At 56.7% G+C, this 21,451-nt stretch carries 16 protein-coding genes; 5 read left to right on the forward strand and 11 right to left on the reverse strand.

What is annotated here, in order from left to right; all coding sequences use genetic code 11:
• Nucleotides 1-605: 605 nt before the first annotated feature.
• On the reverse strand, nt 606-2,888 hold the full coding sequence (locus QZ517_RS03420; protein ID WP_294222119.1) for an adenosylcobalamin-dependent ribonucleoside-diphosphate reductase: 2,283 nt from the start codon (nt 2,886-2,888) through the stop codon (nt 606-608).
• Between the two features lie 180 nt (nt 2,889-3,068).
• On the opposite strand from QZ517_RS03420, the gene QZ517_RS03425 reads away from it, so the two are divergent.
• A complete protein-coding gene (locus QZ517_RS03425; RefSeq protein ID WP_294222122.1) occupies nt 3,069-3,500 on the forward strand; it encodes a DUF1489 domain-containing protein in 432 nt (143 codons plus the stop codon).
• A 145-nt stretch (nt 3,501-3,645) separates the two neighbouring features.
• Here QZ517_RS03425 and modC read toward each other — a convergent pair whose 3' ends face one another.
• The 5 genes from modC to QZ517_RS03450 all read right to left on the reverse strand — a co-directional run bounded on the left by modC (nt 3,646) and on the right by QZ517_RS03450 (nt 9,696).
• Nucleotides 3,646-4,731 carry a molybdenum ABC transporter ATP-binding protein gene (gene modC, locus QZ517_RS03430; protein ID WP_294222125.1) on the reverse strand — a complete coding sequence of 362 codons (1,086 nt, stop codon included), beginning with the start codon at nt 4,729-4,731 and terminating at the stop codon, nt 3,646-3,648.
• Nucleotides 4,728-5,423, reverse strand: a complete 696-nt coding sequence (gene modB, locus QZ517_RS03435; RefSeq protein ID WP_294222128.1) for a molybdate ABC transporter permease subunit — start codon at nt 5,421-5,423, stop codon at nt 4,728-4,730. The genes modC and modB overlap by 4 nt, the downstream gene beginning before the upstream one ends.
• Nucleotides 5,420-6,199 carry a molybdate ABC transporter substrate-binding protein gene (gene modA, locus QZ517_RS03440; RefSeq protein WP_294222131.1) on the reverse strand — a complete coding sequence of 260 codons (780 nt, stop codon included), beginning with the start codon at nt 6,197-6,199 and terminating at the stop codon, nt 5,420-5,422. The genes modB and modA overlap by 4 nt, the downstream gene beginning before the upstream one ends.
• A gap of 210 nt (nt 6,200-6,409) precedes the next feature.
• Nucleotides 6,410-7,996: a hypothetical protein gene (locus tag QZ517_RS03445; protein WP_294222134.1), complete on the reverse strand. Its 1,587-nt coding sequence runs from the start codon at nt 7,994-7,996 to the stop codon at nt 6,410-6,412.
• A gap of 11 nt (nt 7,997-8,007) precedes the next feature.
• The gene (locus tag QZ517_RS03450) at nt 8,008-9,696 is read right to left on the reverse strand and encodes a DUF3131 domain-containing protein (protein WP_294222137.1); all 1,689 of its coding nucleotides are present in this window, start codon (nt 9,694-9,696) and stop codon (nt 8,008-8,010) included.
• A gap of 183 nt (nt 9,697-9,879) precedes the next feature.
• Here QZ517_RS03450 and QZ517_RS03455 point away from each other — a divergent pair, with 183 nt between their 5' ends.
• Nucleotides 9,880-11,853: an ATP-binding cassette domain-containing protein gene (locus tag QZ517_RS03455; RefSeq protein WP_294222139.1), complete on the forward strand. Its 1,974-nt coding sequence runs from the start codon at nt 9,880-9,882 to the stop codon at nt 11,851-11,853.
• Complete coding sequence (locus tag QZ517_RS03460; RefSeq protein WP_294222142.1) at nt 11,834-13,006, forward strand: HlyD family efflux transporter periplasmic adaptor subunit; 1,173 nt, start codon at nt 11,834-11,836, stop codon at nt 13,004-13,006. The genes QZ517_RS03455 and QZ517_RS03460 overlap by 20 nt, the downstream gene beginning before the upstream one ends.
• A 105-nt stretch (nt 13,007-13,111) precedes the next feature.
• Here QZ517_RS03460 and QZ517_RS03465 read toward each other — a convergent pair whose 3' ends face one another.
• Genes QZ517_RS03465 through QZ517_RS03485 form a run of 5 tightly spaced genes read right to left on the reverse strand, consistent with a single transcriptional unit; the run spans nt 13,112 to nt 19,814 of the window.
• Nucleotides 13,112-14,434, reverse strand: a complete 1,323-nt coding sequence (locus QZ517_RS03465; RefSeq protein ID WP_294222145.1) for a DUF3131 domain-containing protein — start codon at nt 14,432-14,434, stop codon at nt 13,112-13,114.
• Entirely contained in the window at nt 14,409-16,268 is a 1,860-nt protein-coding gene (locus QZ517_RS03470; protein ID WP_294222148.1) for a cellulose synthase catalytic subunit, read from the reverse strand. The genes QZ517_RS03465 and QZ517_RS03470 overlap by 26 nt, the downstream gene beginning before the upstream one ends.
• Nucleotides 16,269-16,299: 31 nt before the next feature.
• Nucleotides 16,300-17,139, reverse strand: a complete 840-nt coding sequence (locus tag QZ517_RS03475) for a hypothetical protein (RefSeq protein ID WP_294222151.1) — start codon at nt 17,137-17,139, stop codon at nt 16,300-16,302.
• On the reverse strand, nt 17,136-18,647 hold the full coding sequence (locus tag QZ517_RS03480) for a sugar phosphate nucleotidyltransferase (RefSeq protein WP_294222154.1): 1,512 nt from the start codon (nt 18,645-18,647) through the stop codon (nt 17,136-17,138). The genes QZ517_RS03475 and QZ517_RS03480 overlap by 4 nt, the downstream gene beginning before the upstream one ends.
• Nucleotides 18,648-18,674: 27 nt before the next feature.
• Complete coding sequence (locus QZ517_RS03485; RefSeq protein WP_294222160.1) at nt 18,675-19,814, reverse strand: acyltransferase; 1,140 nt, start codon at nt 19,812-19,814, stop codon at nt 18,675-18,677.
• Between the two features lie 155 nt (nt 19,815-19,969).
• Here QZ517_RS03485 and QZ517_RS03490 point away from each other — a divergent pair, with 155 nt between their 5' ends.
• Entirely contained in the window at nt 19,970-20,503 is a 534-nt protein-coding gene (locus QZ517_RS03490) for an OmpA family protein (protein ID WP_294222163.1), read from the forward strand.
• 151 nt (nt 20,504-20,654) lie between these two features.
• Nucleotides 20,655-21,443 carry a family 16 glycosylhydrolase gene (locus QZ517_RS03495; protein ID WP_294222166.1) on the forward strand — a complete coding sequence of 263 codons (789 nt, stop codon included), beginning with the start codon at nt 20,655-20,657 and terminating at the stop codon, nt 21,441-21,443.
• Nucleotides 21,444-21,451: the final 8 nt, after the last annotated feature.

Raw genomic sequence — 21,451 nt, forward strand, 5'->3', positions numbered from 1 at the left:
TTTCCGGCCTCCCGCGCACCCTCCCGAATCCGCAATAAATATCAACCGATGAAATATAATTCACACAAGTGAGATTTGTGTCAATAAGAACTTCCCAAAAACACTTTGAGAACTCCAACCATTTGAAATTATTCACCTCTTAACTCGGACCAATGTCACATCACCACAGGTCGGCTTCTTCGAAAGCCACAGAATGTGTTGCCTTGTGATCCAAAGCCCCTAGAGGATCGGGCCGTCCGCCTGCCAGATTCTCTCCTCTAGCGATGTGCCGACGCGTCCAATCAGGGCCACAATCAGTGCGACCTACTCTGGTAAAACCCACCCAAAAAATGGAATAAAGCCCGACCCAAGTCTTTCTCAATGTCTGCTTTAGCGGCGTCCCAGTGGTCTTTAAGACTTGCTGTGACGGACGGCTTTCAGTCTTTCTAATTGAACCCAACGCAGCGGCAGTCCGCCATCATCACAGTCGGCCAGCCCCGGCCAGACAATAAAACGGCCTCGGATGAAACCCGAGGCCGTTTTTGGTATCACGTCTCAATAGGACCTATTGAGGTGCTTTGGGCATGTCGCGCGACACGCCACACAAATCTGTATCTCAGATCACATCAGCCGCATTTGCTGTGGCCACAGCTGCGGCATGTCATACAGCCTTCCACCATCTGCAAATCAAACTGACCACAGCTTGGGCAGGCTTTGCCACGTGGGGCACCACCAACAGCCATCACTTCCGCTTGCGGGTCAGATTTCAGCCCCATGCCCTCGCCCTCAATGAAGCCAATCGCAATCATGTGGCGCTCCAGCACGCCGCCAATCGCGGCCAGAATCGATGGGATGTACTTGCCTTCCATCCACGCGCCACCACGCGGATCAAACACCGCTTTGAGCTCTTCGACCACAAACGACACATCGCCACCGCGACGGAACACCGCCGAAATCATCCGGGTCAGTGCCAATGTCCAGGCGTAGTGCTCCATGTTTTTGGAGTTGATAAACACCTCAAACGGACGCCGATGCCCATTGATAATCACATCGTTCACCGTCAGGTAAATTGCATGTTCGCTGTCTGGCCACTTCAACTTGTAGGTCGCGCCTTCAAGGCTCTGCGGACGCTCCAGCGGCTCCGCCATGTAAATGACCTCACCGGAATCAGCCACATTGTCGGCTGGCTGCTCACCCGGTGCCTGTTCGCTGCTCTCAGACACGGTCAAAACCGAGCCGGTTACATCGTTTGGACGGTAGGTGGTGCAGCCTTTGCAACCGGTGTCCCAAGCCTGCATGTAAACGTCTTTGAAGCTTTCAAAGTCGATGTCTTCCGGGCAGTTGATGGTTTTGGAGATCGAGCTGTCGATCCATTTCTGCGCCGCCGCCTGCATGCGCACATGCGCCGCTGGCGCCAATGTCTGCGCGTTCACAAAATAGCTGGGAAGCTCTTTATCGCCAAACTTGTCACGCCACATTTGCACTGCGTAATCAACAACTTCCTCTTCGGTCCGTGAACCGTCTTTCTGCAAAACCTTCCGCGTATAGGCGTAGGCAAATACCGGCTCGATGCCCGAGCTGACGTTGCCCGCATAGAGGCTGATGGTGCCGGTTGGCGCGATGGAGGTCAGCAGCGCGTTGCGGATGCCGTGTTTGGCAATCGCGTCTTTCACGTCCTGATCCATGTCCTGAACCAGACCACCGTTGATGTATTTCTCTTTGTCAAAGAGTGGGAAGGCGCCCTTCTCTTTGGCAAGGTCCACCGACGCCAAATAAGACGCCCGCGCAATGGCTTTCATCCAGGCTTCGGTCTGTAACGCAGCCTCTTCGGTGCCATACTCCAAACCCAGCATCAAAAGTGCATCGGCCAGTCCGGTCACACCAAGGCCAATCCGGCGCTTGTTCTGAGCTTCATTCTGCTGTTCCGGCAGCGGGAATTTGGACGCGTCCACAACGTTGTCCATCATCCGCACGGCGGTCGCCACCAGGTCAGTCAGCGCCTCCTCATTCAGTTCCGCCGCCTTTTCAAACGGATCGCTGACCAGTCGTGCAAGGTTGATTGAGCCCAGCAAACACGCACCATATGGCGGCAATGGCTGCTCACCACACGGGTTGGTCGCTGCAATTTCTTCAACATAGCTGAGGTTGTTGCGCTGGTTGATGCGGTCGATGAAAATCACACCTGGCTCAGCATAGTCATAGGTGCCCTGCATGATCTTGTTCCACAGATCGCGCGCATCCACGGTGTGATACACCCGATCGCCAAATTTCAGCTCCCACGGGCCATCGGCTTTCACCGCTTCCATGAAGTCATCGGTCACCAACACGGACATGTTGAACATGCGCAGGCGTGCTGGATCAGACTTTGCGGTGATGAAGTCTTCCACATCCGGGTGGTCGCAGCGCATTGTCGCCATCATCGCGCCCCGCCGAGAGCCCGCAGACATGATCGTGCGGCACATTGCGTCCCACACATCCATAAAGCTCAACGGCCCAGAAGCATCCGCCGCCACACCCATAACGTCCGCGCCGCGCGGACGGATGGTGGAGAAGTCATAGCCGATGCCGCCGCCCTGCTGCATGGTCAAAGCCGCTTCTTTGAGCATGTCAAAAATGCCGGACATGCTGTCAGGCACCGTGCCCATCACAAAGCAGTTGAACAGCGTCACATTGCGCGCGGTGCCCGCACCAGCGGTGATGCGCCCGGCTGGCAGATATTTAAAGTCTTCCAACGCGCCGTAGAATTTCTCTTCCCACTTGGCCGAGTCTTTTTCTACCTTGGCCAGGTCGCGAGCGATCCGTCGCCAGCTGTCTTCCACCGACAGGTCAATCGGCGTACCGTCCGCCTCTTTGAAACGGTATTTCATGTCCCAGATTTGCTCTGCGATGGGGGCGGCGAAACGGCTCATCGGTGGATTCCTTGGTTGTGCTGCGCGTGTGTTTAGGGTTTTTTAATCTATATCAAATCTACGTCATCTGACAACGGGCAAATATGGTGTTTTTCGAAAGATGACCACTTTATTTTGGGGTTGAAGGTTAACAACCCCACTATATACTGTGTGTCCCGTGCATAATCCTGTGGGAAAACTGTGGATAAATTCGTGCATCTTGTGAAACTGTCTGTGGGCTCAGAGAGCCCCGAAACCCTTGCTGCGTGGCAAGAGGCCAATAAAGCACGGTTTTCTGATGGGCTGCCTCGTCACGTCACACGTATGTGGCCTAAACGAGAAGCTGAAATTCTCAGTGGAGGCTCAATCTATTGGGTCATCAAGGGCAGCATCCAGTGCCGTCAACGCATATTACGTCTGGACGAGTTTATCGGAGAAGACGGCATTCGCCGCTGCGCCATTGTTTTGGAACCAGAGGTACATTTGACACAAGCCGCGCTAAAACGCCCCTTCCAAGGATGGCGCTACCTGAAGCCCGAAGACGCTCCGGCGGACCTTCCCGCCAACCGCGCCAATGACGATGTCCTGCCGGACGACCTCAACCGCGCCCTGGCAGAAATTGGCGTGCTCTAAAGGGATGCAACGCGCGGTGCAGTAACCGTTGCGCGCGCCCTGCGCTCGCAAAAACACACCGTTCATATGCAGTCGCGATACAGACGTATTACCGACGCGGATTCAGTCCAATCTGCCTCGGTTAACACCGCGACAAACTCCGCCATCAACGTGCGCCAATATCCTGCGGTGCCACGGACACGGATTTTATCACCGCATAACATGTCACGCCCTCTGACAGCTCCAGCGCTGCGGCAGAGCGCCGTGTGATCCGCGCCAAAATGCGCCCGGCTTTGGTATCAACAGAGACAATTGCCCCAGGTCCATCACCAGATCGGACCGAATGCACCCTGCCTTCCACAATATTCAGCGCGGACAACCCTTTAGGCGCCTCTCTTGAGAGGATCACATCATGCGCCGCCACCCGCACACGGACCTGATCACCCACAGAATGAGACAACTGCGGCAACATCAACGCCACGCCATTGGCGGATAACTCGGTCAATCCATCTTCGTGGTGCCGCATCACCGTCGCATCCAACACCGCGCCCACCGCCCGTGGTCCCATTGGTGTAAAGCTCGGATCACTAAGGACTTCGGCCGCCGGGCCAACCCGGTCAACTTTGCCATCCTTGAGTGCCACAACCGTAGTCGCCAACCGCGCCACCTCGGCAATCGAATGGGTAACATACAGAATTGGCAGGGAAAATTCATCTCTGAGCCGCTCGAAATACGGCAATATTTCCGCTTTGCGAGGTTCATCCAACGCCGCCAGAGGTTCATCCGCCAGGATCAATTTGGACCGCGCCAACAACGCCCGCCCAATCGCGACCCGCTGCTTTTCGCCGCCAGACAACTCCGATGGACGTCGATGCAACAGCGTCCCGATGCCGAGGATGTCCACCACCTGAACAAAACTCGCAATTTCTGGCCGGGTTTTAGCCAACCCATTGCCATACAACAGGTTTTTACGCACGTTCATATGCGGAAACAGCCGCCCTTCCTGAAACACATAGCCCAGACTGCGTTGATGTGTTGGCACCCAAACGCCAGCCGCGCTGTCACTCAAAACCGCGTCATTCACAACAATCCGACTTTGTGCAGGCTTGCTCAACCCCGCCACCGCGTTGATCACACTGGTTTTTCCAGACCCTGAACTGCCAAACAACACTGTCAGCCCGGACGGTGCCTCAAAGCCCACATCGAGATCAAAGCCTTGAAAATTTTGCCGGATTTGCACCTCAACACTCATACCTGCCCCACCTTCTTGGCAATGCGACGCGCAAGCACTTCAGACAGAATTAACGCTCCCGCAGCAACAATGATGCTCACAACCACAAGCCGCATCGCCGCGGTCTCTCCGCCGGGCACCTGCAAGAACGCGTAGATTGCACTTGGCAAGGTCCGCGTTTGGCCGGGAATATTGCTGACAAATGTGATGGTTGCCCCAAATTCGCCCATCGCTTTGGCAAACGCGAGCACCATTCCGGCCAGCAAGCCTGGCAACATCAACGGCAATGTGACCGTCGCAAACACCCACAAGCGCGATGCCCCCAACGTGGCAGCCGCCTGCTCCAGCTTGGGATCAGTCGCCTCGATTGAAAGCCGGATCGAGCGCACCAACAGAGGAAACGCCATAACGGCTGCCGCCAAGGCTGCCCCCGTCCAACGAAAGGCAAACACCACACCGATTTCTTTAAGCGCGCTGCCAATAAACCCCTGCGTGCCAAATGTCACCAGCAACAGATACCCGGTTGCAACCGGTGGAAGTACAAGCGGCAAGTGCACCAAAACGTTAACAAATTGCTTACCGAAGAAGTCCCAGCGCGCGAGTGCGTAGGCGACAAAAACTCCCGGCAATACAGCCCCCAACATTGCCCAAAATGCCACTTTCAGAGACAGCCCCACTGCGGCCCATTCCTGCGGCCCCAACCACTCGGTCATTGTGTACCCTCCAACACAACAAACCCACGATTGGCAAAGGCGTCTTTTGCCGCATCGCTTTCCATATAGTCCATAAATTCAACCACTTCAGGCCGATCTTGCCCCGTTATCACGGCGGCAGGGTAAACAATCTCACTGTGCAAACCCGCCGAGAACCGGGCGACAATCCGTACACGATCATTCACCGCTGCATCCGTGGCATACACTATCCCTGCGGCCACTTCACCCAGTGCAACCAGCGCCAAGGCCGCACGTACATTATCTGTTTCAACCACTTTGGGTCGAGTAGCCTCCCAGAGCCCAAGGGATTGCAAAACCTCTTTGCCGTAAATGCCCGCGGGCACCGCCTCAACCAGAGCCATCGCCAGTTTACCAGTCTTTAATAATTCGGACAATTCACTGCTATCCGTCACATCGGAATTGACCGCCGCATCTGCTGGAACCACAAGCACCAACTCATTGCCAAATATCGTGCTTTGGGAATTTTCGGCCAGCAAGCCTTTGTCGTCCAAGTACGTCATCCAATTGACATTTGCCAACATTACCACATCCACAGGCGCCCCGTATGCGATCTGCCGCGCCAAGGTGGAAGATCCGGCAAACGAAGCGGTGACCATATGTCCGCTTTTCTCTTCAAACCGGGAAATTATGTCTGAAACCGCTTCATGTAAGCTGGCGGCGGCAAAAATGCTGATCTGTTCAGCCCGGATAGGCGACACAGCCGCGCCGAAGATGCCGGTCGCCAGAACGAGTACAGAGAGATAAGACCGCAGCATGGAACCCATTGTGTCCAGACAAGTTTATTGCCTGCATAGGCCTAGCCAATGTAGGCCAACCTACGCAAGGGCTTTGCGCCCCGTCCGGACATTCAGGATGCCCCCCCCTTGCGAGGCAAATCCATGAACGATCGTTCATCCGATGCCAATACACATGTCAAACCCGACAGCCAAAGCGCTCGCGGCCTTTGCCGAACGCCAACCGAGACCTTACGGCTGCGACACATGCCCAGCCCCTGTGCGCGACAACAAAGCTGGCAGCGCCGCGGACACAAAATACCGCGACAACAGTTGATACTCTTCCACTGACGCCTGCCCCGACAACGCTGTACCTTGGCGTGCCACCGTACCGGCGGCGGCCATTTCGGCCTCCAATTCTGCCAGAATTTGATCCACCATCGCGTTTTCAAACAAAACATGCGACGGTGTTGCAGCAATTTCTGTCTCGGTGCTTTGCACTGGAATTGCGCCAACCTGAGAGGGTTTGGCCCCATTGTTTGGATTCGCCAGCAAAATTGCCTGCGCTGTCTGTGCATCAAATCCCAGGTGTTGAACCAAATAGGTCATGCGGGCGCTGTTCTGATCCTGATCTGGCGCAGAAGAACCCGACATCGCGCCGTCTGGTCCCGGATTGCCCAAATGCACTTGCGGAGCTGAGTTGCTTAATGCGGCAAACACACCTGGTGCATTGGGCTGGAATTGAGACACCCGCACCTGCAGCCGCTCCATCGCCTCAAACAGCTTGTTCAACTCGGCCTGCGATGGTGGGCCAATAGGCTCAGCACCTTGCTGCGAAAACTGCTCCGAGGGTCTGGCACGCATCGTGCCCGCCTCTTGTGCCTCAACAAACAAGTCTTTCAACGTGGCCAATTCTCGTCGCAAAGTTTCAGCATCTAGCACGTTTGGTGCATCCGCATTGTAGGGTGACAGTACCGGCTGGATCGTCAATGGTTGCACTTGCAGGGGCGGAAGAGTGTTGCTTTGCACCAAGGTGGTCTGCGGCGCTTGCGCAGAGTACGTGAGTGGGGCAGCCGAGGTTGCCGGCGCAATCCCGGTTGTCATTGGGGTTCCGTACCCCGGCGCAACCACTTGCGGCTGTGGCATCGGAGAGTTCCACGCCGCCGGTTGTGTCATTCCCCCAGCGCTCTCTGCATTTGGCACGGGCCACCCTCTTGGCAACACCGAATAATCCTGCCGCGCGGCAATCCATCGCAAATAGGCTGTAACAGCCGAAAACCCTTTGAGCGACACCCGCCCAACTTCGGTGGCCCCCCGCCGGGTGCTCAGCTCCCCACCCGCGCCCAAAAGCAATTCAAGTTGCACATCTAATGGCTGTAAGATGCGCTCTGGCACCTGTATCTCCGAGACGCCCTCAGACACATAAAACATGTCGCCAGCCAACGCGTGTTCCAGTCGCATCTGCAGCTGCCCCCGCTCCGTCAGGAACACCTCAAGCCCGTCTTTACGCGCCGCACACGCAAAGGTGCGCGGTCGGCAGATCACCTCAAACACGTCCACATCCAACCGCGGCGTAGGGGCAAACCGCGCGTACCCGTCTGGGTCAAACCGAAAATACACCCCTTGCACCAACCCTTCTTGAAAGCTGGGCCAGCCAAACGCGCCCCGCAGCGCCTGTCGCGCCTCCCGCGCGCCAATCGCAAAAGGAATGGCCGTATCCAGGATGGCATTTTCCGAGGCAAACGCCTCAGCGCTCCGATCCTGACCCAATGCTGGTTGCGCCGCCACAAAGGACGCGGCGCCGGTCGAAGCGGCCAAGGAGAGAATTAGTACCTGCATGGTATGTCGCATTAGAAATCAGCCTTCTCTTGTACTGAATGACGCAAAGCCGGCAGCCAGTCGTCTTTCTGGGGGGGATCCGGATAATGGCGCAGCAATCGTATGTCTTGATCGCGGAACGCGGTGTACCAGACCTCAGTGTCGCCCGTGTAAGGCGTCAAAATTGTGCCCTGCACCTTGTGCAATAAGGCGGTGAGAATAATGCCATTGTTGTTGGCCGTAAAAATGCCAACCCGTCCCTGCCCGCGCTCATAGAGCCCTTCGTACATGCCATTTTCCGGGTCGTAGAGCTCGATCATCGCCTCATAGAGCACATCGGTGTACTCGGTCTCCCATAAGGCCCAGAGACCCAGCGCCGCCTTGGCCGCCACTGCGGAATGATCCGGGACGTAGTCGCCGCGTGGCGTCACAGTGTTCCACGGGTAGCCGTCTGAAAAAATTGTATCGTAGGTGAAATACGGCGGCCCTTTGACATTGTGTTCTGAACGCGCGGTCATAAACCCGGTCTGACGCCAACGGTTTTCCTGCACCTGATAGATCCGATCGGCAAACTCGGCGCGCCACCCATCGGTATGCACCCACTCCGGGCTGCTGTCGTCATGTGGGAGATCAAAGCCCAGCTCCAACCCGTCTTGCAGGTAACTCTCTGTCACCACATAGTTTTGGGAGTGAAAAATCCGAGGGTCGCGGCCATCATACGGCACTTGAATACCAAAAATGGACGCTGTCAAAAACGGCTCGGCACGATGGGCCAATCGCGGCCGAAACCCCCAGAGCGCAAAACCTTTGGCTGCATATTCCTCATACCCCAGCCGTCCTTCTTGGGCATAGACCGTCTCATCTGTTTCCTTGTCGACATAAGCGCCAAACATAAGCCCTTCGTCGTCAATCACATTGCGAAAATCCCACTTCAGAAGCACGGAATCGATGGTGTTGGCCAAATAGGGGTAGCGATTTTTGTAAATCCGCATCCACACAAGAAAGCGCCCGATATCCAGTGCGGAAAATCCAATTTCACCCGGCTTATTGGTATAATCCACTTTTGCGCCGGTTTTGGTGTGATACACTTTGTTGGGCATCTCTTTGCGAAACAAATCCAAACCCTTGATGGTCGTCAACAACTGCGTGATGCGGCGGTCAAATTCTGGCTTTTCAATGAGGCACAACTCATAAGCGCTGACCAACCCTGCCATATAAGACGCGGTGTCCCACAGCGTGGTGGAGGGATAATTGCCCACGGAATTAGCCAAGCCGGTGGACTCCTGCGTAAACTGTTCAAAATAGTGCCACGCGACCTGCGCCGCTCGCAGGTCGCGCTCGTTTAGGAACCCACGGCGGCTGCGGTACTTGCGCACGTAAGCGTTGTGCTTGTCATAGCCATGCGGGGCGTTCTCCCCCCGCCGAAGGTCGTCAAAGAAGTCCGCAGGCATGTCGCACATGCGCGGTGGCTTTTCACGGCGTCGCTCATCGATGACCATACTACTGGTGACGCTGGGCAAATTTCCTCTCATAAGGGCGGGGATTTCATCCAACGCGCCCCCGGCTATGATCGGAATGACCTCGTCTTCCTGAGCCAGAAACACACGGCGCGCAGACACGCCCACTGCGTAACTCGCCCCGGTGATACACACCACCACAAGACAGAACATCAAGACACCCACAATCGGGGCTCGCTTGCTGGAACCAACAGCACTCTTCATCAAACACACTCCAAACGGAATACATCCATATAAACCGAAAATGGTTAAGAATTGGCAACTTCGATATTATCCCCATAAATTAACGATATTGGACAAAATAAGAACAAAAAATAAAACGCAAACACCTCCTTAACCTAAGATCGATATTCTTTCCATGTTCTTTGAGTAACCGGGTATTGTTTTATGTCTCATGATCGCGCGCTGCCTGACCTACCCCTGGATGCCATTGGCACCGTTTCAAATGAGCCAAGTGCCTTTCGGGATCGTACGGTGCCCATGTGGACCCATGGGGTGTCATTTCTGTTTTCGTTTGGTGGCGGCATATGCCTCCTCGCAGTCGCTATTTTTGTTGTGTTTTTTTACGAACTTGTGGCGCAGGAGGGGCAACGCATTCTTGCGGTTTTACTTGCCTTGGGGACCGTGGTGCCAATCCTGGGCATTCTGATTTTTGATGTTGGACACGCCCGGGCGTTATCCGGCTACCGCCACATCCGAAAGCGCAACGCCGTGACCGGTCAGGCCCTTGTTGCGGTGCTGGCGGGAGGGGTGTTTGGCTTTCTGCACCCGTTGATGGCAGCCCCCTTTGTTATCGGTGGTGTATTGAGCTGGCTTCTGTGTAGCATGGCCGCCCGATGGACCCGCCGCGAACCCATGTGGGAGTTTTTGCCACAAGAGGCCGCCAGCTTCCTGTCCGGGCGAGATCAAAGAGCCATTGATTTGGCAAACGCCGCCCGCGGCGACAGCGCAGTACTGGAAGGGCTGCAGAAAGTGCTGAGCCTTGGTGCGCTTATCGCAGGTTTTGCTGTGGCCAGCTGGCTCTCCGCCAACGAGGTCATCAACATCGCGGCCATCGCCACCATTGCGTTGGTGACATATTGGTCTGTGGACGCGTTTTTTGCCTATTTCCGCCAACGCTCCGTGGCAGATCCCGAACGCTTTGGCCGCGCCGAAGAGGTTGTGCTTTTACCCCCACCCTATTCTGCGGACCCGGAAGGGGACAACACCGCGCTTGTAGTGCACCATTTATCTGTTCGTACCGCGAACGGAGCGTCCCTTCTGTCCGATGTGTCCTTTCGCGTTGAGCCGGGCGAGGTGATTGGCCTCTCCGGCGACAGCTTTTCCGGCAAATCCCTTTTGATGCAGGCCCTGCACGCGCCACATGACCTTACCGGATTACAGGTTGAAGGATATGTCGCCTTGCAAGGCGCCTCTCTTTGGGGGCGCACTGGCAAAGACCGCCCCGTCCAAAGTGTGATGGTGCCTCCGGGCACTCTGGCGGTGCCGGGTGGCGGCGCGGCAAACCTATCCTGCTTTTGCGGAGACGCGCACTTGGACCGAGCCCGCAAAGCCCTGCAATCTTTGGTCTTTACCGCGGACACCGTGTCTCGAATTCTCAATGCATCCGATGTACGCCATCTCTCTCGCACGGAGCAAAAAGCCTTGTCTCTGGCACGCGCATTGGCACTGCGCCCTGGGCTATTTTTGATCGACCGCCCCGAGGATGGTGCCAGCGAAAGCTTGCTTGCGGCCCTTGGTGACCGACTGCGCTCTGAGGCCCGACTGGGCCATACCACATTGCTCGCCACCGAAAACCGCCAGCTCCTGGAACGCTGCGACCGCTTGTTAATGATGCAAAACGGGCGCGTGATTGAATTTGCCTCAACTGCAGAAATCCGGGCCCGATTGTCTTCCGGTTGGAGCCGTTTTGTCACCACACGAGAGCTGGACAATGAAGAGGCACTGGATGCCTGGCTGTGTAGCCAATTTCGCCGCGACGGGGACGAAGGAAACCGCCGCGCGGTCTGTATGGTTGCCAATGAAATGCTGGCGGTGGCCTGCCAGGCGCCAAGCGATAACAATCTCCACGCCGACGACGTCTCGTTTGAATTCAAACACTTTGTGGGACAGTGCCAGCTGCGCTTGATTGACCCTCGCCTGGCTCTGTCCTCTGGCGCCATGCAAAAAGCCCGGGTCGCCGCGGACACCTCCGTCGAAGGCGAGCGTTTGTCGCCACTTGCCAAAATCATGCGCGACAGCCTCGAAGTCGAAACCGGTGGCGAAGAAGGGCATGGCTATCTTCAGGTCACAATGAAGACCTATGATCCTCGGCTGCAGGAAAACCGCAAAGGGCATGCCGATGCACCGTCCCAAACTTGATCTTCACCCGCCGCGCAGCCTCAATCCCTTGCAATGGATGTGGGTGTTATGGGCGCTTTTGGCGACAAGCCTTTTGGTGATCAGCGCTTGGGCTTTTGCCGCCCGCTTTCCGGTACAGTCCGCGCGCAGTGTCGTTGGCTCCTTTGAAAGCCAAACGCCCTCTGTTGACGTGGTTTTGCCGGCTGGCGTCACTCTGACAGAAGTTCTGATTATTGATGGTGATCAAGTTGTTGCAGGGCAAAAGCTCGCGAGACTGGACCAAATTGCGCTCCATGAGCTGCTCCACCGACTGCGCGCAGATCTCGCGGAAAATGCAGCCGAAAGCACGTGCTGGCGGGATCCCTCCCTCCCCCCCGCAAGCTCCGGAGAAGCGCTCTCGACAGCGCTGCAGTCCTGTCACAACGCCAAACGTCACCAGCAACTGGCGCGGGAGCAACTGATGCACCGCCGCTTTAGCCTGCAACGCGAAACCGCGCTTGCCGTGCGCGAACTGGTCTTGCGCGCAAAAAATACGCCAGCGTCTGTGCAAAAAATCCTGATGCTGCGTGCCGCGGTGGAGCGGGAAACCCTCAACAGTGTGGTGCGCGATGTGGAGTTTGAATTGGCTGACCTTATTCAATCTCAAGAGGCCAGTCGTCTGCAGCAGCTAACTGCGTTGGAGGCGGACTCCGCTGCCTTGCACACTCGCTTGCTGTCTCTGGAAGAGATCGCCGCGGATCCATGGCTCTACGCCCCACAGGGCGGGCGGATCGAGCGCCTCCGCCGGCTGCCGGACACCGCCGGGCGGGCTTGGAATGTCACTTTGGCGCAAATTCAAACAGACGCCCCCAATACGTATCAAGCCCGGTTTGTGATCCCGATGTCAGAAGCGGACACCCTCCATGTTGGGGATCCGTTGTTTGTCACCCTGGCAGGTATACCGGTGCCGCAAAACCGCTTTCCAGCCCGCGTGCAAACCATCAAGAGCATGGGCACCAACGCAAGCAACACCAGCGAAGTGCTTGTGCGCCTGTCCACGCCAAACCAACAAACACAAGACGCGCTGCGCACCCTGCCTGCAGGCACACGCTCTTCCATGCAGGTCGACCTGCCAGCGCAACAGCTTGGTAGCCTCTTAAGCGCGGCAACTGACCGCCTGACACAGTCGTTTTAGCTCGCCAGCCACCCCACCCGTGATTTGACAATAGAAAAGCCCCGGAACCACACCGGAGCTTTTCTATTGCAGCACTTTTCTTGCCCTTAGGATTTGCGACCGCCGTCAATCAACCAACAGCAATGGCCCTTTGTGTTTATAGTGCAGGGCTTCCAAAACAACCGCATTGGTGTTCAAGGTCAGCGCCATATTGACACGGCCATCCACCTCATATTGCCCCGCATACCAGCCGTGTTCACCAGCCAGATGATCCAGACCACCTACCACCTCCTCTGTATACGGGGTCCCATACAGGGCCTGCCAGGCAAACGCGGCTTTCAAACTGACAGTCCTGAGCACATCATGCGCGCTGCCGTCCTCGGCCAACACCGCCCAATCTGCCCCGTTGCCAAAAACTGCCCCGTACAAAAAATGCGGCGCCTGATCAATGTGATCTTCGCTCACCATAGTGATCTTGCCAGTCCGTTTTGCCCGCGCCTCCTGTGCCTGATACAACCGACTGGCCAAAAGCCGCCCCTCTGCGTTCAAACCTGTTTCAAACGCTTGCAAAACATAAGGCTCACTGACCACTGGTGTGATCGCTCCAAAATCTTTGGCACGCCGTCGATCGATGGCAATGTTTACGCCTGACACCTCTTCCCACGCCATGATTGGGCGCGCAGTGCTTGCGCCCAACACATCCAATCCCCAGAGCGCGGCCGCCCGTGCACCATACTGTTCATAGCCAATACGCCCTTCCTGATGATATCGTGTTTGGCCGTCCTGCCGGCTACTACCCCAAAGACGCCCCTCAGCGGTCATCGCTGCCAGGTCCCAGGTTGCAAGCAGCGCCCGAATGCGCGGGCCGTATTCCGGCGTTTGGATCTCCAGAATACGCAAGGCCATAAGCAGCCGCGCCACATCCAGCGCAGACCAGCCGATGCCCTCCGGCACCGGGGTGTTGGCATAGTCCACCATGGCAAGACTGCGGGTATCATAAGCCTTATTTGGCAGCTGCCCCTCAAACAGAGGCAAGCGCTCCAATCCGCTCAAAAACGCGGCGCTGCGGCTTAAAAATTTGCCGTCATCCACAATCCCCAGGCCCTTTGCAGCCAGAAGCGCCATAAGATAGCTGCCTTGATCCCAAAGGGTTGCGCTGGGGTGGTCGTGGATGGCATCGACAAGCCCGGTTTCAGCCCGGTAATGGCTTTCGAAATACCGCCAAGCCGTCTCGGCAGAGCGCCAATCCTGTGTTGTCATTCCAAGACCAGGTTTGGGCTGAAGCCCCTCGGCTTGTGGCAGTTGCGCCAAGCCGGTGTCACGCATAACGCGGCCCCAACTGTCTTGTTGCACCGCAATCCCTGCTGTCAGCAAAAGCCCGGTGAGGAACGCAAAGCTTGCCCGATTGGGCCGAACCGGGGCGTCAGTTCGAATAGGACTGGACGACATGATGCATCTCCGCTGTTCTCTGTTGAGGAGCTGTTGTGTGGTCATGGGGCAATCGCGCAGGTGGCCGCCAGCGCGCCATTTGGACAGCACGCACCACAAGGTTCATGTTCACGCTCAACCAAAACAGGTTCACCCACAGCAGTGACGCACTGTAGCCGGGAGCGTTTTGCACGGTTTGCCAAACACCAAAGACGGCCGCGCCCCCCATGACAGCCAAAAGGGTCACATGCGGCCAGACATGTCGCATGTTTGGCGTGCCCTCAGCACCGGGCAACTTGGGTGTTGGGGCAAACTGGGGCGTTTGGCGACGTAACACACAAAAAAGCGCGCGCAGCTGCACTGGCAGCGCCACAACCGTCATGACACGTCCAGCGCCAATGGCGTGTCCCTTACAAGCCGCAACCATGGCCAATTCTCCCAAGACCACCGCAGGCAAGAATCGTTGAAAGAACTCAACCGAGTAGGCCGAAACCGGGGCCAATCCCATGACGAGGGACACCACCGGCGCCAACAGCAGGACCGGCGCCCATAGGATGCTCACATAAGACCAAAACGTCGCCCCATAATGCAGCTTTTGACGCCAGTTCAACCCTTTGCGAAACAGAGGATTGTCCCAGATCGCGATGTCAAACGTGCCACCGGCATATTTGAGCCGCTGCGCTGCCCAGGCGGACATACTCCACGGCGACAACATGCGTGCTTCCACCTGTGGGTGGTAAACCGAAGTCCACCCTGCCGCTTGATCTGCGTGCAGCAAAATCGACGTGGAAAGGTCTTCGGACACGTGAAACCGGTATGGCTGTAAGAGATGTGCCGCCAAGTGGGCCTGAGTGCCCAAACGAATTTTTGTCACGTCCCTGCTTATCGAGTGTGCCTTGTCCCGCAAAGCGGCGTCAAACACCGCTTCTCGGCGATGAATGGACGCCGCCCCGCAACAAAATGAGGCGCCGTTTCGATTTCGCCGTCGCTGGATCACATCAAAAAAAACACTTGGGTCAGATAAAAAGGGATCCCGCCCAACGCGGCCCTGTCCACTCATCCAAGTCAAAACCCGCGCGCTCAGGCGCGTACACCAGCTTTCTGCTTTGGGAAACGCCCGTAACCAACGTGGGCTTTGGCGTGTTACCCATCTCTGCCAGCTCTCCCCGTCCGGCAGGTCGTAAAACCAATGCGGCGTCTGCACCCAGGCGACTTTTGGATCACAAAAATAGCCCAAAGTGTTCTGCAAAAACGTCGGCAGCAGCCTTGTGTCCGCGTCACAAATCACCACAAAATCCCCGGATGTGCGCAACAGCGCATGCCGCAAGTTGCCCGCTTTAAACCCCTCATTGGTTTGCCGAGAAAAATAGCCAATGCCGCGCCGCTCCGCTTCCAAAGCCATCTCAGCTCGATCGCCGTCATCCAACAAACACACGCGTATCCGTACCCCGTGAGGCACGTGCACAGCCAACAGCGCCTCCAACGAGGGGCGCACCACTTCAAGCGGTTCGTCATAAGTTGTGACGAAAATATCCACGGAGGTTGTTGTGGAGTGCGGCGCGTGCCAGGGATGACCATCCAAAACCGCGACAAAAGGCGTATCCCCCTCATCCCAAATGTCGAAGTAAAACAACAACGTACCCAAGAAAAACAAACTCTCCGCAGTGGCCACAAAAACGGAAAATACAAATGCGTCCGGATTTAGGGAGGCGGTCCAGCGCCAGTGCAAATAGGCCGCGCCCGCGGCAATGGCTGCGCCGGCCAGAAAGTGCCAAACCCACCGGCGCCAGGCCCCGAGAGGCGTGTAGATGGGAGCTTGACGATGGGAAAACATCTCAAAATACGACTTTGTCATTGCGTTTCAGCCTCCGTTGGCCCTGTGATCTTCAGCGCGCGTTTGCCTGCTGGTGATCGCGCACAAACATGTCCACAACACGCATAATTGCATCCGCCTCTGTTCCCTGATGGTCCTTTGCCGTGGATCCTGTGGAGTAAGACCAAACACCGGCGGCAACTTTGATCCGTAGATCCCGGGTCAACAGCACCTCCTGCGACAAACTGGCAAAAACCGAATATTCGTATTTGCATAAATCGCTTGGATCGGAGAATGAAAAATAGAGGTTCAAGGTGGGTTGGCCTGGCACAAGATGAAGCTGATCTTGAGGGACAATCCGAATGCCTGCAGCCGTGAGTTTGGCGTCAAAGGCTTTTTGCAGCTGGCGCCCAAATGTTCCATCAAATCCAGGCGGAGGCTTAAGGGTTGTCAGGTCTAGGTGCAGCTTCTTAACCCCCCGTAATACCTCTCCTTTTTCAGACCTTGGCAAAGCCTTCGGGTCAAAACCAAGGCTCAAATCAGCCTGACTTTTCAGGCAAACTTCCGGCGCTTCGGGATGGTCACGCGGCAGGCCTCCTGCTTGATTTCCGCCATCACGCACACCAAACAATCGATAGATGAAGCCTGTGTTGCTGGTGTCCAAAGGGCGGCTGGAAAAGCTGCGCCGCTCCTGACACTGCGCGCCGCCTGGGCAATGTGTGCCAACAAAGGTAACCCGCTCCCACAAAATCCAAAACCTGTCCTGTGCAGAAGCTGCGGTAACAGAATCGGCCTGCGCCTGCTGGCTCATAAAAACGATACAGGCTCCGGTCAGTCCAGTTTGCCCCACCCATCGGAAAATTCGCCGCCAAGCCATTTCGGTCAGCCGCTGCAGGTGTCTGATTTGCCTCATCGCGCGCCTCCGCCAGCCTGCCGTACCACGGGTTGAGGCTGCATCAATGGCGCCCCATCCTGAAGAGGCTCAACCGCAATGCCGTCAAGCGGCGTGTGCGGTTGCGCATGGCTGTCCATGTACCGATGATCAAGCGCCCAATCAGGTGCCACAATCATGTCATCAACCCAGGTGCCCGCATTTATGCGGGTTTGTGCACACACCACCGACCGGCGCACCAAGCTGCGCCGACAGGCCCGTGCCCCGGCGCCAAGCACAACTGGTCCCTCCAGCTTTGCGCCAGCTTCCACCACCGCATCGGCGCCGATAAAGGCGGGCCCAACAATCACCGCGCGCGGCGAGACGTCCGCTCCATCTGCGGCCCAGACGTGCCGCCGTATCAGCTGCCCGTTTGGCATCAGGTCGGGGATAAGCCCGCGCAGCCCGCGAGACAGGCCGGAGAAATAGTCGTTTGGGTTGCCCAGATCGATCCAACTGAACGGAGCGTCATAGACCTGCAAGTGTCGCCCGGCAGCCAAAAGACTGGGCAGCAAATGTTGCGCGATGTCTTGCTCAGACTGCGCTGACACATGTTTCAGAACTCTTGGGGCAAATACATAAATGCCGCTGCTGGCCAGACAGGATGGGGCGTCTTTGGGCGCTGGTTTCTCGGCAAACCGACAAATACGTCCAGAGCGCTCTGCGTCAATGATGCCATACTTCTGCACCTGGGCGGGCGGCACGTGCTGGGCGGCTATTGTCACATCCGCACCACTGGCGCGATGCTGCGCCAACAATGCCGCCACATCGATATTGGTCACCGCGTCGCCGCAAAACACCAGGAAATCCTCGTCAAACGCACGGGTGGTGCGCTGCAGATGGCGCAGGGTGCTGGCCGACCCAAGCGGAGCGGATTGCCATTGATCACCGTGCCACTGGCCTTCGTTCAAAAATTGGAAACTGCGCAATGGCGAGCTGCGCACATGCGCGTGGAACTGAGGGGCTAGGTGTCCGGGATTAAGGATAAAGTCCCTGATCCCAAACGCCGACAGGTGTCGCAGCACATGGTCCAGCACCGGCCGCCCAAGAAAGTCGAGCAGCGGTTTGGGGGTGTCATGGCTAAGCGGCGCCATGCGCGCGCCTTGTCCTGCGACCAAAATCACAGCCTTAACGCCGGTCAATTGCCGGGCGCGAAACACCGGAGCCGCAAGCGCGTCTTTGCGGGTTTTAAACACCCTCAGCAATCTGGACAAAGTGCACTTTGAGATTTCCTTTTGAACGCGCTCGCCCGCCCCAAAAAAGCCAACCGCCATCTGATGTGGCGCTTCACTTTGAAACTCGACCAAAGCCGCAAGACCAGACCGTGCAATCCGGCGCACCGCGCTAAGATCCACCAAAATGGCCGAGCGCCCACGGGCGGCACATTGGGCTTCTGCAGCCTTCAGTGTGGCATAGTCGGCCGAGGTCAGCCGTGCCGCAGCGATCTTCAGGATCGAAATCATGCCGACATCTTCAGAATTGGTAAGCATAGGGGTCTCCTTGATCTTAGGGCACGTTCAGGCTTTGCCTGGGCGACGCAGCAAAGGGAACTCAGGCAGAGAGCCCAATCCCACTGTCCACGCGGTCAACTTGTGGTGGCTCAGCGTCCAGACGAAACAACCAGTTGCGGGAAGCGTCCAGGCAAGTTCCAACACAACCGACTGACTTGGCGTGACATCCCGTCCTGCCAAAGCCATTTCTGCAAGATCCAGAAAAACCGGATGGCACAGATAGAGCCCAAACGCATATTTTGAAAGCCGCGACAGCCCGGCCGGCCAGGCCTTATGGGCCAGGGTCAGGCACAAAATCAAAAGCGCAACTGGCATCAGATAGTCCGCCCAAAAGGCTAAAGGATTGTCATACACCCAGCGGCCAGTTGCGATCACTTTGACCGTGCCAATCAGTTTGAGGACAAGCAACACACTCGCAGTCAGGGCAATTGGCCCAACCCAGGTTTGCCGCTCTACTGCCGTGGTTTGGCGCCACAGCCCCAAAACCGCACCTGCCGCCATGCCGTAGCCAAGGTAACTCAGCACCTTGAGGGCGCGCACCGCATAGCCAAGAATTTCCGTGTCCCACAGGGCGGCATACAGCAGAGGGTCTACCAGTTGCTTCAGCAGCAAGGCTGGCACCACAAACAAGCCCATCATTGGCCTGCGTTCTGCCACCTCAAACAGTGGAAAAAACAGCAAGAGCGCAAACAGCGTTGGTATAAAATGCATGTGATACTTCACATCCCCCAACAGCAGATACCCGGCCCAGGTGACTGGCTGTTGAAGCGCGGCAAAAACCTCAGCCTCATACCCCAATGACCTGGCCTTCAGCAGGTTGTAAAACGCATAAGCCGCGGTCCAGAACACAAAAGGGATCAACAGCCGACGTGCCTGCTCAGCCATCACTGTTCCATAACTGCGGGGGCGCCGGGAAAGCGTCATCAACAGCAACATTATCGAGATCATCAAAAACAGTTCCGTCCGCGCCGTATACAGCAGCGCGCGCAGCACCATAGGCGCTAAGCGCGCCGCAGGATCCGCCTCCGGGAACGGCTGCCCTTGAGCATCCGCTGTCACATGCAGCCCAACCATCGACACGCCTGCAAATAGGCGCAAGGCGTCGATCCAGGTGTGCCGCCCCGTATCAGGACCATCTGCAACCATGCAGTTCACCATTTACCAAACAAACAACACATTCAGTGTCACTGCCAAACCTGAACAAAAAGTGAACAAATGCGCATTTGTTTTTATTTTGTTCTAGTTTCATTAACCGCTTCGCAACAGTTTGTTCTTACCCTGTCGGGGCGAGGAGTGTTGTTATGTGTGTCTTTCGGTTCCCCCATCTGCTGATACTGGTTTTGCTCGGCGTTTTTGATCCAAGCGCTGCAACTGCGTTGAATGAAACGGAACTTTGTGCCCGTGCCGTGGAACAATACGGCGTGGAACCCACGCAATGTGGTTTGCCCAGCGCCGGATCGCCGTCGTCTTCTCCAACGGCCCTGTCCAATGAAGTGCTGGAAAGCCACATTTTTTTTCCACAAGGCGGCACCAGTTTGAATGACGATGCACAGGTACAGCTTGCGGTGTTGCTGTCCGTGCTGAACACGTCTGTGATGCAATCCGCCTGCCTGCGCCTGATTGGCCACTCTGACAGCAGCGGTGGTGAGGACGCAAACAAAGCACTGGCGCTCAAACGGGCCGAAACGGTGGCCGCCGCCTTGCGCGACGGGCTGAAAGACCCTTCGCGCATCCGCACCGTTGGCTCCGCAGGCGAAGCACGGCCTTTGTCCGGTTTGGAAAGCACGTCCGTACATAACCGCCGCGTGGAAATTCAGGCCAAGACCTGCCCTTAACGCGGCAAACGGCTTATAACGGCAAATCCGCCGTATTCATTAACCACGACGCGCATTAACCAACGCGCGCGTTTTTTCTTGCCCTCCAGCCCTGCCTGATGATTTCAAAGGTGTGGAAATAGTCCATTAACCTTAATCGGGTGGGGGCCTGATGCGTGGGATACTCGAAAGCTGGCGCAGATTGCGTCTTGGCTTGGCTGTGGCTTTAGCGGCGGCCAACCCAGCGCTGGCTGATCCAATCAACGGATTTAGCGAACAGTTTGCGCAGCCACCTGAGGCCGGTTGGCATGTTGCACATTACACCTTCATCCACCCGGCATTTGACACCGACTGGAGCCGCAAAAATCTGCGATTTGATCAAGGGCTGCATCTGTCTGTGACGCCGCAGACCTCCGCAGAAAACCGCTTTCTGGGGGCTTCAATCCGGCGTGAAACGCCAAGTCACTATGGCCGCTACGAGGCAGTTCTGCACCCGGCGCGCGGGGACGGCATAGTTACCGGTTTTTTCACCTATACCGGCCCGCACTATGGCACCCGGCATGATGAAATCGACATAGAGTTTCTCGGACAAGATACCACCCAGGTTCAGGTTGCCTGGTTTGTGGACGGCCACCTCAGGAGCCGTAAAATCCCCCTAGGGTTTGACGCCGCTGATCACCCACGCCGTTACGCCTTTGAATGGCATCCGGATCGCTTGCGGTGGTTTGTCGAAGACACCATGATTTTCGAAGTGACCGAGGCAGAGTCCCCACTGCCAAAGGAACCAGGTTATTTGTTTGCCAATCTATGGGCAGTGGACAAAAGCGTCGCCTCTTGGGCTGGCGTGGCCGCAGATGGAACCTCCGCACAGGCTTATGTCGGCCACATGCAGTTCGCCCCACTTGTCACGCTTACTTCAAGCTTGCAAACAACACACACCGCCGCACAGTCCACACCGTGACCCAGCCA

Origin of the sequence: uncultured Shimia sp., assembly GCF_913054185.1 — a bacterium.
Lineage (GTDB): Bacteria > Pseudomonadota > Alphaproteobacteria > Rhodobacterales > Rhodobacteraceae > Shimia.

Excerpts from the sequence above, each read along its gene's own strand:
- QZ517_RS03420 (WP_294222119.1), bottom strand. The coding sequence starts at position 2,888 with ATGAGCCGTTTCGCCGCCCCCATCGCAGAGCAAATCTGGGACATGAAA.
- modC (WP_294222125.1), bottom strand. The coding sequence starts at position 4,731 with ATGAGTGTTGAGGTGCAAATCCGGCAAAATTTTCAAGGCTTTGATCTC.
- modB (WP_294222128.1), bottom strand. The coding sequence starts at position 5,423 with ATGACCGAGTGGTTGGGGCCGCAGGAATGGGCCGCAGTGGGGCTGTCT.
- modA (WP_294222131.1), bottom strand. The coding sequence starts at position 6,199 with ATGCTGCGGTCTTATCTCTCTGTACTCGTTCTGGCGACCGGCATCTTC.
- QZ517_RS03445 (WP_294222134.1), bottom strand. The coding sequence starts at position 7,996 with ATGCAGGTACTAATTCTCTCCTTGGCCGCTTCGACCGGCGCCGCGTCC.
- QZ517_RS03450 (WP_294222137.1), bottom strand. The coding sequence starts at position 9,696 with ATGAAGAGTGCTGTTGGTTCCAGCAAGCGAGCCCCGATTGTGGGTGTC.
- QZ517_RS03455 (WP_294222139.1), top strand. The coding sequence starts at position 9,880 with ATGTCTCATGATCGCGCGCTGCCTGACCTACCCCTGGATGCCATTGGC.
- QZ517_RS03460 (WP_294222142.1), top strand. The coding sequence starts at position 11,834 with ATGCACCGTCCCAAACTTGATCTTCACCCGCCGCGCAGCCTCAATCCC.
- QZ517_RS03465 (WP_294222145.1), bottom strand. The coding sequence starts at position 14,434 with ATGTCGTCCAGTCCTATTCGAACTGACGCCCCGGTTCGGCCCAATCGG.
- QZ517_RS03470 (WP_294222148.1), bottom strand. The coding sequence starts at position 16,268 with ATGACAAAGTCGTATTTTGAGATGTTTTCCCATCGTCAAGCTCCCATC.
- QZ517_RS03475 (WP_294222151.1), bottom strand. The coding sequence starts at position 17,139 with ATGAGGCAAATCAGACACCTGCAGCGGCTGACCGAAATGGCTTGGCGG.
- QZ517_RS03480 (WP_294222154.1), bottom strand. The coding sequence starts at position 18,647 with ATGCTTACCAATTCTGAAGATGTCGGCATGATTTCGATCCTGAAGATC.
- QZ517_RS03485 (WP_294222160.1), bottom strand. The coding sequence starts at position 19,814 with ATGGTTGCAGATGGTCCTGATACGGGGCGGCACACCTGGATCGACGCC.
- QZ517_RS03490 (WP_294222163.1), top strand. The coding sequence starts at position 19,970 with ATGTGTGTCTTTCGGTTCCCCCATCTGCTGATACTGGTTTTGCTCGGC.
- QZ517_RS03495 (WP_294222166.1), top strand. The coding sequence starts at position 20,655 with ATGCGTGGGATACTCGAAAGCTGGCGCAGATTGCGTCTTGGCTTGGCT.